General features: G+C 61.0%; 6 protein-coding genes. All 6 read right to left on the bottom strand.

The window, feature by feature from the left end:
• Nucleotides 1-132: 132 nt before the first annotated feature.
• From ACR65T_RS00960 to ACR65T_RS00935, 6 genes are read right to left on the bottom strand one after another with little or no spacing between them, the layout of a single operon-like run.
• Complete coding sequence (locus tag ACR65T_RS00960) at nt 133-606, bottom strand: SDR family NAD(P)-dependent oxidoreductase (protein WP_434494730.1); 474 nt, start codon at nt 604-606, stop codon at nt 133-135.
• Between the two features lie 17 nt (nt 607-623).
• The gene (locus ACR65T_RS00955; RefSeq protein ID WP_434494729.1) at nt 624-1,511 is read right to left on the bottom strand and encodes an isochorismatase family protein; all 888 of its coding nucleotides are present in this window, start codon (nt 1,509-1,511) and stop codon (nt 624-626) included.
• 19 nt (nt 1,512-1,530) lie between these two features.
• A complete protein-coding gene (locus ACR65T_RS00950) occupies nt 1,531-3,153 on the bottom strand; it encodes a (2,3-dihydroxybenzoyl)adenylate synthase (RefSeq protein ID WP_434494728.1) in 1,623 nt (540 codons plus the stop codon).
• A complete protein-coding gene (locus ACR65T_RS00945) occupies nt 3,144-4,334 on the bottom strand; it encodes an isochorismate synthase (RefSeq protein ID WP_434494727.1) in 1,191 nt (396 codons plus the stop codon). Before ACR65T_RS00945 ends, ACR65T_RS00950 begins: the two co-directional genes overlap by 10 nt.
• A 41-nt stretch (nt 4,335-4,375) precedes the next feature.
• Complete coding sequence (gene entS / locus ACR65T_RS00940) at nt 4,376-5,791, bottom strand: enterobactin transporter EntS (RefSeq protein ID WP_434494726.1); 1,416 nt, start codon at nt 5,789-5,791, stop codon at nt 4,376-4,378.
• 3 nt (nt 5,792-5,794) lie between these two features.
• A complete protein-coding gene (locus ACR65T_RS00935; RefSeq protein WP_434494725.1) occupies nt 5,795-12,994 on the bottom strand; it encodes an amino acid adenylation domain-containing protein in 7,200 nt (2,399 codons plus the stop codon).
• Between the last annotated feature and the right edge of the window lie 38 nt (nt 12,995-13,032).

Below are 13,032 nucleotides of genomic sequence, written 5' to 3'. Positions count from 1 at the left end.
CCTCCCGCCAACGGGAGCAGCATCGGTGAGTCGGCGCGCCGCCCGGCCTTCCAGGGCATGCCCTGGAAGGCCGGGCGTCACGAAAACTGGGGAATTTTCAATCGGCACATTTGGGGAGTTTACGTCCGGCACTCACAAGTGGGTCAGACTGGTCAGCGCCGCCTTCGAGGCGCAATAGGCGCTCATCAGCATGCGCGGGGTATGCGCGGCGTTGGAGCCGACGCTGACGATCGCGCCCGAGCGCTGCCGTTTGAACTGCGGGATGGTCTGCTGAAACAGGTGGAAGGGGCCGGACGCGTTGACGTTCATACACGCGGCCCAATCATCAAGGCTCAACTCTTCCGTCGAACCGAGTCGCAGCACGCCCGCGGCGCTTACCAGCACATCCAGTCTTGGACATTCTTCCAACAAGGCTCGGCAGGTTTTTTGCACCTGATCGCGCTCGCTGACGTCGAGGCGAACGGTCGCGAAAGGATAACTCGAGGCCGCAAACGTCTTGTCCAGCCCGACAACGTCGCCGCCGAGCGCCGAGAATTCGGCGGCCGTCGCATAGCCAATTCCCTGGCCGGCGCCCGTGACCCAGATCCGCTTTCCTGAAAAATCCATTCGCAACGGCCGAGATGTCACGCGGAGACGACCGCAGCGAGCCGGCGATCGATGATCTCCCACCAGCCATTCAAGGTCGGCTTTTTCGCCAGCTCGTCAAAACCCACATCTATGCCCAGCTTGCGCCATTCGGCGACCAGCAACATGACTCGCACCGAGTCGAGGCCGTAATCGATAAGGTTTTCATCGGGGTCGAATTCTGATTCATCGACATCGAGCGCTGACAAGAGCTGCTTCTTGAGGTCCTCTCTGGTCAGCGGAGCAGAATGCGTGTTTCGCGCCGCGAGCATGTCGTCAACGCCGACCACCATGCCGCAGCGTCCGGCGACATAGTTCAGAGTCATGAGATGATCTTCGAGCGAAAAATCGCCGATGGCGTCGGCGATCATGAAAGGCTTGATGTCCTGCATGAACGCGTCGAGCGCCGTCGTCAGACAACCGATGTGGCCATAGACGCCGCAGATCGCCAGTTGATCTCTGCCCATGTCCTTCATCATCTCGGCCAATCGCGAGCGCTTGAACGCGCTGTAGCGCCACTTCGTCAGCACTGTATCCCCTGCATCCGGCAATAGAGGCTCGACAATGTTGCGTCTGTGCGGTTGGGCGTTCAGACCAGATCCCCACATGTCATTCAGTAAGCCGCGATCTTCGTCGCTCTGTTCAATGGGCTGAGCCGTATAGATCACCGGGGCGCCGTGGGCCCTGAAAAAGGCGCGCAGCCTTCGAATATTTGAGATGAGCTGATCGACGAGCGGACTTTCCTCGCCGTAGAAACCGACGAAATAGTCTTGCATGTCGTGGATCAGCAGCGCCGCGCGCTCGGGCGCAAAACTCCAATTGACTTTGTTTATTCGAAAGGAGTCCGGGCCCGGCATTGCGTAGGATGCAAGGGATTGTATGGCCATGGTCAATTCCTGTTTGCCTTTAGACGTTGAGCTTTGTCTGGATGTCGTCGCGCAGCATTTGCTTGTCGACCTTACCGAAGGCGGTAAGCGGCATCTGATCGATGAATTCAAAACGATCTGGGAGCTTGAATTCCGCAATTCCCTGGCTGCGCAGATGCTTTCGCAAAGCGATCGGCCTTAACGCGGCGTCGTTCGCGACAATATAAGCGCAGCTTCTCTCTCCCATCAGCGAGTCGGGCATGGAAATGAGCGCCGCGTGCACGACCGCCCGGTGCTGCAGCAGCAAATTCTCGATCTCTTCGGCAGGAATCTTCTCGCCGCCGCGGTTGATCTGATCCTTCTTGCGGCCTACGACTCTCACATACCCATCCGCCGTCATCTCGACGAGATCGCCCGTGTGATAGAATCCGTCTTCATCGAAGGCGCGAGCGTTATGTTCTGGGGAGCGATAATAGCCGCGGATCGTGTACGGACCGCGAGTCAGCAGCTCTCCGACGTCGCCTGCGGCGACCTCTTCGCCATTTGCATCGATAACTTTCAGCTCATCATCGGGACTCATTGGCCGCCCTTGAGTCGTTAAAATGTGCTCGGGATCGTCGTCAAGACCCGTGTAGTTCACCAAGCCTTCCGCCATGCCAAAAACCTGCTGCAGCCGACAGCCAAGGGTCGCGACAATTCGGCGGGCGACCGTCTCGCTGAGTCGCGCGCCGCCGACCTGCATCACCGTGAGATTCGGCGCTTCGAGAGAGTCGTTGGCGGCGGCGTCAAGCCATAACAAAGCAATCGTCGGCACGATGGCCGTGAAGTTCGCCTCGTGACGGCGAATGAGGCCGAAGCAGAGATCCGCGCTCGGATTTCGCGCCATCACCACAGTTCCCCCGGCGTGAAAGACGCCGAGCGCGCCGGGCGAACTCAGTGGAAAATTATGGGGCGCTGGAAGCGCGCACAGATAGCGGCTCTCGGATGTGAGGCGGCAGATTTCCGCGCTTCGCCGCACGCTGTAGTAGTAATCGTCATGGGTGCGCGGAATGAGCTTGGGAACGCCGGTGCTGCCGCCCGACAACTGAAAAAACGCCACCTGATCGGCCGCAGACGGATGCACGTTAGCTTGGGGTCTGTCGTCTTCACACTCCCACAGCGATGAAAGATCCTCCGCGTATCCGATTGACCCGTGGATCGCGACGACGCTCAAACTTGGAACGACGCTCTGCAACTGTCTTGGGTAGGCGTCATCAGCGAAGAGATGATGTTCGGCGGAAGCGATGAGAAGCTTGGGTTGAAGCTGCTGCGCATAGGCGGTCATCTCCAGCCTGTCGTGGCTGAACAGCGCATTGACCGGCGCCGCTCCCATTTTGAGCAGCGAAAAAAGGACGATGTAAAACTCGGCGATGTTCGGGAGTTGCACCAGCGCCGTATCGCCTTGCGCGATTCCGCGCCGTGCAAGGCTCGACGCCAGTCGCGACGACTTGGCGTCGAGCTCCGCGTAAGTAAACGAGCGATCGCCGCAAATCAGCGCGACTGCGTCGGGACGATGACGGCATGCATATCGCAAAATTTCGGTCAGCGGCTCGCCGCGCCAATAGCCTTTGTCGCGATATCTACGGGCAAAGGCTTTGGGCCAGGGCGTGAATTCTATCGGCATGCGGGGCGCTCCTCGGTTTCTATGCCGAAGGCGCGCAACATCGTGCCTAGCTTGGCTTCGGTTTCCGCCCATTCCGATTCCGGATCAGACGCTTCGACGATGCCGGCGCCGGCAAAGAGTCGAATCGCTTTGTCGTGAACCGTTCCGCACCTTATCGCCGCCGCCCACTCGCCATCGCCGGCTGAATCGCACCATCCGACGGCGCCGCTGAAAACCCCGCGGTCGAATGGTTCCAGAGCGCTAATCAGCAACCGCGACTCGGCGGTTGGATAGCCGCAGACCGCAGGCGTCGGATGCAGCCGACATGCAAGTTGAAGCGCCGACGTGTGGTGGTTCGCAAGCTCGCCGGTGATCAATGTCGAGAGATGCCACATCGTCGACGTGTTCATGAGCGCTGGCTCAATGGGCGTCGTTAGAGCTTTGCAGACGGGCTCCAGCGCTTCCTGTATTTCATCCACGACGAGCCTGTGCTCGAAATTGTCCTTGTTCGATTGCAACAGCGAGCGGCTCGCCAGCTGATCCTCATCCGGGTCCGATCTGCGTTTGGCCGAACCGGCCAACGGATTGGAGCGAATGGCCGCTCCGTCCTTTCGGATCAGGAGCTCTGGACTTGCGCCAAGCAATATCGCGCCATCGCCCAAGGGCGCCTTGAAATGATAGCCGCTGGGATTTTGCTTCACCAAGGCGTTCAAGATCGCTGCGACGTCGACCGGTTGCGCGAGTTCGATTTCGAGGATGCGGGATAGAACCGCTTTCGACATTTTCCCGGCGCGAAAGCTTGTGATCGCGCGCGTGACGGCGTCTTTGAATGCGTCCTTGTCGGGGAGGCTGCGCATGCCGAGCACCGTGGGCGCGCGCGCCGAGCGTCGCTCTTCGACCATCAGCGATTCTCTCGCGAAAGCCGTATAGCTCATTGGCACGAACAAGGAGCAGGGCTGCCGTATGTCGAAGGGAATGGCGCCCGCGACGATGGGATTCGCCTGTCCGGCCTGCCGCGCCCGATTGATTGCACGCTGCACGGCCGTCTGCAGGAAACTATCCGAATGCGCCGCGCCGCACGCCGAAAGACAAATTTCCTCGGCGACGCCGAACGCTTTGATGCTGCGGTGCGGCGAGGTGAACAAGAAGGTTGGGTTCGCTTCAATGCTTGAACTTGATGGAGGAAGACTAACCGCATTCATTGTCGCACCTCTTTTGCTATCGAATTTCTTCATCAAAGGCGTTACATGCGCGGCCTGCGCATCAAGCCTTCTCGCTCTTCAAGAGTTGAGGCTGCGGCGGTCGATGGCAAATCCTCGCTTTTCTTTAACGAGGCGAAACGAAGCGAACGAAATCCGATCGCCATCGCCCCGCTCGAAAGAAGCGCGACGAGGCTGAAAATGAGAACCGCCGACGTCAGCGGAAAAACGCGAGTCAGGCTTCCAAGCGCGAGCGCGTCAAACGCGTCGCCGGTGACCGCCTGGGCGGCCCATAGACCATTGACCCGGCCCAACAAATGTTCCGGCGTGTGGCGTTGGACGAGAGTGAACTGCAGAAGCGAGGCGATCGAGCTCAAATAGCCAAAGCCCGCGAGCGCCACAAAAGCGACGACAGGATCGCCGATAAATCCGAGCGACCCGAGCGCGACGAAAGCTGCCGCGCCGCTCGCAAGCAGCAGCGCTCCGCAACGAGCAAAGCCGCCGAGCCAACCGCCCGTCAAGGCGACCACCGTCGCGCCAAGCGGCGCAGCGGCATACATCACTCCCACCGCCGACGGCCCGACGCGGTATACGTCCTCGGCAAGCGCGGGCAAGAGAATGCGAACGCCGCCGCCGAGACTAACAAGCGCGCCTACTGCGACGACGGCGCCGACGAGCCTGTTAATGAAAAGATAGCCTACGCCCGCCCCGAGCGCGCGCAGCGGGTGCTGCGGTTCGCGTCTGGCGGGAGGCATCGGCGGAAGCCGCATGAGCTGAGCGACGGTCAGCAGCGCGCCGATCGCGGCTGCGAGGTAATTCCAGCCGACGCCGAAAGACGCAATCACCATCCCGCCGAGCGCCGGAGAGAGAATTCCGCCCATGCGAACCGTCAGCATGTTGAACTGGCCGGCAGCGCCAAGATTTTCGCGGCCGACGAGAAATGGCGTGGCGGCGAGCAGCGCTGTAACGCCCAGCGCGCTGAAAAATCCGTCCCACAGCGCCAACGCATAGATCGCCAGCACTGAAGGCGACGAGCTGAAGCCATTGACGGCGAGCGCCGCGAAGCCAAGGCCGCAAACAGATCGGGCAAAGAGGATGAGCTTGCGCCTATCCCACCGGTCCGCAAGCACCCCGCCCCCCAACAGCCCGGCGAAGGCGCCGCCGCCGCCGAGCGCCATGGCTATTCCGACTTGCATGGGCGAGCCGGTCATCTCCTGGATTTGAACTGGGACCGCCACTGTCAGCATGCCCAGCGAAAACATCGACAGGGTTCGAGCGATGACGACGGTGCGAAACGCTGCGTTGTCGCGCAGCAGGCTAAGGTCCAACAGGAGACTAGATTTATTCTTGGCGATGTTCTTGGCGACGGCGCCCGCCGGATCACGAGATGAACCCGACGACACGGCATGGCCTTCGTTGCGCGTCTCTTGCGACGCTTCTGGGGAGGGCTGAGTGTCCATCCCCTAGCTCCTCGCCTTCCTGTCGCTGAGCAAGCCATTGAGAATGGGCCCCAAAGCCTGCAAAGAGCGCGGAGAGACAATGTCCGTGTGGGCGCAGTCCAGGTCGACGACCTTGAGCTGGCCCACATAGGGACGCCAGGTCTCCTGGACGTCCATTCCCGGCGGCAAGGTCCGCCTCGCTACGAATAGCGTTGCCGCTCCGGAATAGCGCGCCGTCTTCGCGGTGGAGAGAAGGCGCACTGAATCTTCGTAGTTCCTCATGATATCGCCGAACATCTCGGCCTTCTCCTTCGCCAAGGCCGAATCGAGAGCGTCTTTGGAAGCGTTCATGAACAGCGCGCGCTCCTTCTCGATCTCTCTCTCTTCGTCTTCCGTCGGCGGTCTGCTCCAGTCCTGAATTTCTGGCGGATAGGTGTCGAGCAATCCGAGAAATTCGACGGCGTCGCCTTCTTCGACAAGTCGCACAGCGATCGCCTGCGCCACCACGCCGCCAAGCGAATAGCCGAGCAGCCGATAAGGCCCGTGAGGCTGTATGTTGCGGATCGTTTTGAGATGTCTCTTGCAGACCTCATCCATCGTATCGCAGACGGCGATGACTCCATTCGGACGCGGCGACTGGAGTCCGATCACGGGGCAATCGCTTTGGAGATAGCGGGTGAGAACGCTGAACTGCCACGAAAAGCCTGACGCGGGGTGAATACAGATCACAGGCGCATTGGCGCCCGAGCGAAGATGCAGCACTTCGCCGAAGCCTGCCCTGCGCTCTTCGCCCACTTGTTCCTCGAAAAGCGCGCGCGCAAGCCGCTCAACGCTCGAATTGACGATGACTTCACCGACGGAGACAGGTTTTTTTATTTCCCCCTCCAACTCCGCGGCAAGCTGCATAGCGAGCAAGGAATGTCCGCCGAGCGCAAAGAAGTCATCGTCGGCGTTGACCTCATCGATCCCAAGAACACGCGCAAATATTTCTGAAAGAGTCGTTTCAATTCCTGGAAGCGGCTTGCGGCCTTGGCGATGAAGCGCGTTTCCCGGCGCCGGCAACGCCTTCCTGTCAAGTTTGCCGCTGGCGTTCAGCGGAAATTCCTTCAGGCAGACGACGGCCGTCGGAGTCATATGGCCCGGCAGACGACGCAAAAGCGCGCGGCGCAACGCCTCGCCATCAAGCTCCGTATCTCGTGATGGAACGACATAACCGATCAACTGACGCTCATCGGCGCCGCCGCCGACTCGTTCGCCCGTCGCTCTTGCTGCGACTGCGGCCTGCGCGACGCCTGGCTGCTCCAGCAGCACGCTTTCAATTTCGCCCAGTTCGATCCGCTGACCGCGGATCTTGATCTGGTCGTCGCCTCGACCAAGATATTCAACGCTTCCGTTCGTGAGCCAGCGGACGATATCGCCTGTGCGATACATTCTCTCGCCATCCGCAAAAGGATCGGCGACGAAACGACTGGCCGTGAGCGACGGACGGCCGAGGTAACCATCGGCAAGTTGAGCGCCCGAAAGATAAAGTTCGCCAGCGACTCCGACCGGCGTCAGCCGCAGCCACCCGTCGAGAACCCGCAGGCCTGTGTTCCACATAGGCCTGCCGATCGGAACGCTGGCCGCCTCAGCAGCCTCGTCTGCGCCGACCCCGCAGGCCTGTTGATAGGTGACGTCGACAGCCGCCTCTGTCGGACCGTAGAGATTATGCAGCGGTGCGCCGAACAGCATTTCGTATGACCGGACCAATTCCTTTGACAGGGCTTCGCCGCTGCAAAAGACGAGACGCAAACTGCTGGAGTCCGCCGCCTGGCCGGACTTAGATTTGGCCGTCGCGACGAAGGTCGCAAGCATTGATGGAACGAAATGGATTACAGTTACCCGATGATCCTGAATGAGCCGAAGCAGTTCGCGTGGATCGCGATGTGCTTCGGGCGGCGCGACGACAAGACGCGCGCCAATAATCAGCGGCCAAAAGAACTCCCATACCGAAACATCGAAGCTGCTTGGGGTCTTCTGCAAAATGACGTCGTCAGCGCTCAGTCGGTACTCATGCTGCATCCAGCGCAAACGATTGACGATCGCTTTGTGAGAGACCGTCACGCCCTTAGGGCGGCCTGTCGAGCCGGAGGTGTAGATGACATAGGCTGCATCGTCGGGGCTTGGGCGGATTACGCCCTTCAAGCTGTCTTCGTTCGGACCATCCAACAGCTCATCATAGACGAGCGATGCGCCCCATTGCTCGAAGCGCTCCTGCAGATCACGCGTCGTGACGATGAGGCGAGGTCGAGCGTCCTGCACCATATACGCAAGACGTTCTTCCGGATAGCTGGTGTCGAGCGGCAGATAGGCGGCGCCCGCTTCTTGCGCGGCCATCAGCGCGATGACGAGTCGAACTGAACGCGGCAGCGCAATCGCGACGATGTCGCCGGTCGTGACGCCGGCACCCGCGAAGTTGCGCGCGAGCGTCGTTACTTGCCGCCGAACTTCTCGGTAGGACAGCGCATGATCGGCGTCGACCAGCGCTATGGCGTCCGGCGTGCACTGCGCCTGGTCCGCCAGCAGCTCGCACAGGGGGCTCGGATAATTCGCCACCTTCGTCGTGTTGACGCGCGCGAGCAGATCTCGCTCCTCGGGGAGCAAAACGTCCATCGCAGAGAGCGGCGCGTCGGGTCGGTCGACGATCTGTTCGAGCAGTCGCGTTACACGGCGGGCAATGCGCTCCGGCTCCTTGACGCCTTCGCGATATTCGATCCGCAGCTCCAGTTCGCGGCCCGGCAGAACCATCAGCGTCAAAGGATAATGCGTATAGCCGCGGTTGCGGGCGCCGACGCATCGCAGACCGCTGAAGTCCGCCGCGAACAGCTTCGCGTCTTCCGGATAATTCTCCACCACGAGCAATGTGTCGAACAGGTTTGAAACGCCGCACAGCCGCTGGATTTCGCCAAGGCCAACGCCGTCATGCTCCAGCAGGCGAATTTGCCGCTGCTGGACATTGGCAAGCTGCTCGAGCAGCGGCTGGTCCGGGCGCAGCCGCAAGCGGACCGGCAGCGTGTTGGTGAAAAGTCCGATATGCGCTTCGACGCCTTCGATCGCCTCGGAACGGCCCGACATTGGCGACCCGAACACAACGTCGCCGCGACCCGTCACTGTTGTAAGAAATGCGCCCCAAACGCCTTGCATCAAGGTGTTGAGCGTCAGCCCGCGGCTGCGGCGCAACGCCTCGAGTTCTTCCAGGACTCCCGGCCGAAGACGAAGCGGTAGCTCATGAATGGCTCCGAAGCGCTTCGTGTCTTCGAACAGTAATGTCGGCGCAACGCCCTGCAGCGCCTCTCGCCAAGCGTGACGCGCAGGGGTCGGGTCACGGCTGGCGAGGCGACGCACGACCGTTGCATAATCGGGAGTGAGAGGCGGCAGCGCATGACCAGCATAGGCGCCAAGCAGTTCTCGCAGCATGATCGTTGAAGACCAGCCGTCGCCGATCAAATGATGCGAGCAGATGAGAAGAACATGCCTATCGGCGGCAAGGCGCACGAGCGTCGCCTGCGCCATCATCCGTTCCTGCGCCTCGGCGCCAAGAAATTCCCGATCGAGCTCCGCCCGCTCGAGACGATCGAGTTCGGCGACTTGCTGCTCTTCATCGCATGCGTCGAGTCTGCAGCGCTTCCATGGCCAGTGACGTAGACTGGAACCGTCATCGAGCAACGGAAGGATTTGCAGCGCAGCGCCCTGTTGAACGTCAAAGACCGCCGCCAATTGGGGGTGACGGCGGAGCAGCGTCTCCAGCGCATCCTTGAGTCTTTCGACATCGAGCGGACCTGCGATGTCAAAGCGCGAGATAGCGTTGTAGCGGCTGGTCTGCTCGCCGAGCCGGGCATGGAACAGCAATCCTTCTTGTAACGGCAATGCAGGCAATACGGCGGCGATTGGACCGTAACGCTCCCGCAGCGCATCGAGCTCCGCGTCACTGATTTGGTTGGACTCAAGCATTGCTACGCTCGGCGCGGGCGCCTGCGACTCGAGCGCCTGAGCCATGCGGGCGACGCTTCGGCATTCGAAGATGTCTCGCGGGCGCAACAGAGCGCCGCGCCGACGCAGCGCCGCGCAAAGGCCTATCGCGGAAATGCTGTCGCCGCCCAGAAAAAAGAAGTCGTCATCGGCGCCGACGTGGTCCACGCGCAAGATGCCCGCGATAAGTTCGGCCAGCATCGCTTCGGGTCCAGGAAGCGGCTGACGGCTTTTTGATTGGGTCGCCTCGGACGGATCGGGCAAAGCCTTCCGATCAAGCTTGCCATTGGCGCTCAGTGGAAATTCTTCCAAAACCACGATCGCAACAGGCGTCATATAAGCTGGAAGACGCTTGTCCAGCGCCGCGCGCAGCGCTTCGCCGTCGAGCTCGTCGCCGCGCGTCGCGGGCGTGACATAGCCGATCAACTGGCGCGCATCGGACGCGAGCGCCGACGCCTCTCCGCCGCCAAGAATTCGCGCGACGACGACCGCCTGCCCGACGCTAGGCTGGTCCCGCAAAGCGCTTTCGATTTCGCCGAGCTCGATTCTCTGACCGCGAATTTTGAGCTGATCGTCGCTACGACCAAGATAATCGATGGTTCCGTCAGGCAGCCACCGCGCGATGTCGCCGGTGCGATACATGCGTTCGCCATTGGCTTCCGGGTCAGCGACGAACCGGCTGGCGGTCAGCGAAGCGCGGCGCCAATAGCCTTGCGCAAGCTGCGCCCCCGTCAGATAGAGATCGCCAGCGACGCCGATCGGCGCAGGACGCAAGCGCGCGTCCAATATGCGCAAGCCTGTGTTCCACAAAGGCCGCCCGATCGGCACGCCCGGGCCTCGCGCCGACGCGAGCGCTTGTCCGAATGCAAGTTGATAGGTCACCTCGACCGTCGCTTCGGTTGGTCCGTACACATTATGCAGCGGCGCGTGAAACAGGTTCTCGAAAGCTTCAGCGAGTTCCTTCGACAAGGCCTCGCCAATGCAAAACACTGCGCGCAGGCTCACAGCGTCACGCGCAGCGTTCGCTGTCGTCCGAACGCCGGCGACAAAGGCGGCGAGCAGCGACGGCACGAAATTCATCGTCGTGACCCGATAGTCGCGGATGGCCTGAAGCAGGGCCTCCGGATCACGGTCGACTTCTTCCGGCGCCATCACGAGACGCGCGCCGCATGTCAGAGGCCAGAAGAACTCGCCGACGGAGACATCGAAGCTGCAGGGCGTCTTCTGCAAAACAACATCATCGGCGGTCAGCGAATATTCGTCTTGAAGCCAGTATAGGAGATTGACAACCGCGCCGTGAGAGACAACGACGCCCTTCGGCTTCCCGGTGCTGCCTGACGTGTAGATGATATAGGCCGGATGATCGGGCGTGAGCGCCGTCTTGGGCGCAAACGAATGTTCTTCGATGTCGGGCGCAAGCTCATCGAAGATCAGAACCCGCCCCATCTTTTCGAAGCGGCTTCGCAGATTCTCACAGGTGATGATTAAGCGCGGCGCGGCATCCTCGACCATATAGGCCAGTCGCTCGTCGGGATAATTGATGTCGAGAGGCAGATATGCGGCGCCTGTTTCAAGCACCGCCATGATCGCAAGGCTCAAATGAACGGAACGGGGAAGCGCCACAGCGACATGGTCCTCGGCGACCACCCCCGCGTCTGCAAGCATTTGCGCAAGTCGAGAGACCTGACGCCGAACCTCCCGATAAGTGAACGTATGGTCTGCATCAACGAGCGCTATAGCGTCTAGCGTCTTTGCAGCCTGCGCCGCGAGCATGTTGCATAATGTCAGCCACGGAACATCTTTCGCTGTGTCGTTCGCCGCCGCGATCAGCGCGCGCTCGCCTTCGGTCAGGAGCGGCGCCGCGCCGATTGCGAGCTTGGGATCTTCCGCGAGGCGCTCCACGAGACAGGCGAGCCTGTTCGCGTGCAGTTCCAGATCCTGCTCGTCGTAGCGATCGCAATTCGCGACGAGATCAATCGTCAACCTGCCGTCGTCGACATAAAGATCGACTTCCATGTCTTCGACGGGGCCCGACGCCAGCTGATGCGTCACGCCCGCGACGCCATCGAAATCGAGCCGATAATCGAACATCTTGAGATTGAGCATCGGCCCGTAGAGAGATCGATCCGAACCGACCAGCCCGAGATCGCGCCGCAGCTGTTCGGCTTCGTACCGCTGCCGCCGCCGCACCGCCTTCAATTCGGAGGCGAGCGCTGTCGCCGCCTCCGATAACAACATTGAGGGTGCGACGCTCAGCTGCACAGGCAGGACGTTGACGACAGGACCTGCGGCGAAGAGCGCAATGGATCCCATGCGTCGCATGAAGGGCATGCCGACCGTCAATCGCGTCGCGCCGCTCATCCGATGCAGATACGCAAAGACGGCCGCCATCGCCACTTCGACGCCGGAGACGCGAACCGCGGCGCCTTGCGTCTCGAAGGCCGTCATAACGTCTGGCGGAAGAGATATTCTTCGCCGTAGCGGCAAGGACACGGCCCCGGCCTGCAGGGTCCTCGCGCTCGGTTGCGACAATGCGATCGGGGTCGGCAGATTTTGGGCGTGTTGCAGCCAAAACAATCGGTCTGATCCCTGCGCCTTCGAGCCCTCGTAGGACTGGTATTCTTCGGCAACCTCGGCGAAGGAGGTGAAAGGCGACTCTCCTAAAGGCTTTCGGCGCCTTAGCGCCGTATAGATCTCAGCGATGCGCCGCGCGATCGCCGCAAAGCTGAAACTGTCGACCATCAAATGGTGGTATCGCTGATACCAGAACCAACGCTCGCGGTTCGATGTTTCGCCGAGACGAATTAGCGCGTGCCGATAAAGCAACGCGTCGCCATCCAAAGGCAGATCCGCCGCCAGATCGGCGCGCATGAAGGCAAGCGCTGCAGCCTCCGGGTCAGGTTCTTCGCTGACGTCAACGACATCCGGATCGGGCGACTCCCCTGCGTTTCGGCGTTGAGGAATGATTTGCGAGAGCCGCCCCTCGGACTCGATAAACCGGGCATGAACTGTATCAGCCTCAGAAAGTCCTATGCGAATGGCCAGGCGGAAAGATTCGACATCCACGGCGCCCTTCAACTCTACGTATTGCGCGACGATGAAGGCGTTTCGCGTCGGGGACACTTGGTCCCCCATCCACATGCCCGGCTGCGCGGCGATGAGCGGTAGCTCAAGCGCGATCGGCGAGGAAGGTCGCAAAGGCGGAGCAAGAAGCACTTGTCGTTCCCCTCGAAAGAAAGGCTGCCCACGAAGTC

The sequence above is a fragment of the Methylocystis sp. genome (assembly GCF_051061285.1).
Lineage (GTDB): Bacteria > Pseudomonadota > Alphaproteobacteria > Rhizobiales > Beijerinckiaceae > Methylocystis.
The sequence above is the reverse complement of the archived record's forward strand: the minus strand, read 5'-3'. Positions and strand labels throughout refer to the sequence as shown.

What these genes read in the sequence shown, in the direction of transcription:
- ACR65T_RS00960 (WP_434494730.1), bottom strand. Translation starts at nt 606, where the DNA reads ATGGATTTTTCAGGAAAGCGGATCTGGGTCACGGGCGCCGGCCAGGGA.
- ACR65T_RS00955 (WP_434494729.1), bottom strand. Translation starts at nt 1,511, where the DNA reads ATGGCCATACAATCCCTTGCATCCTACGCAATGCCGGGCCCGGACTCC.
- ACR65T_RS00950 (WP_434494728.1), bottom strand. Translation starts at nt 3,153, where the DNA reads ATGCCGATAGAATTCACGCCCTGGCCCAAAGCCTTTGCCCGTAGATAT.
- ACR65T_RS00945 (WP_434494727.1), bottom strand. Translation starts at nt 4,334, where the DNA reads ATGAATGCGGTTAGTCTTCCTCCATCAAGTTCAAGCATTGAAGCGAAC.
- entS (WP_434494726.1), bottom strand. Translation starts at nt 5,791, where the DNA reads ATGGACACTCAGCCCTCCCCAGAAGCGTCGCAAGAGACGCGCAACGAA.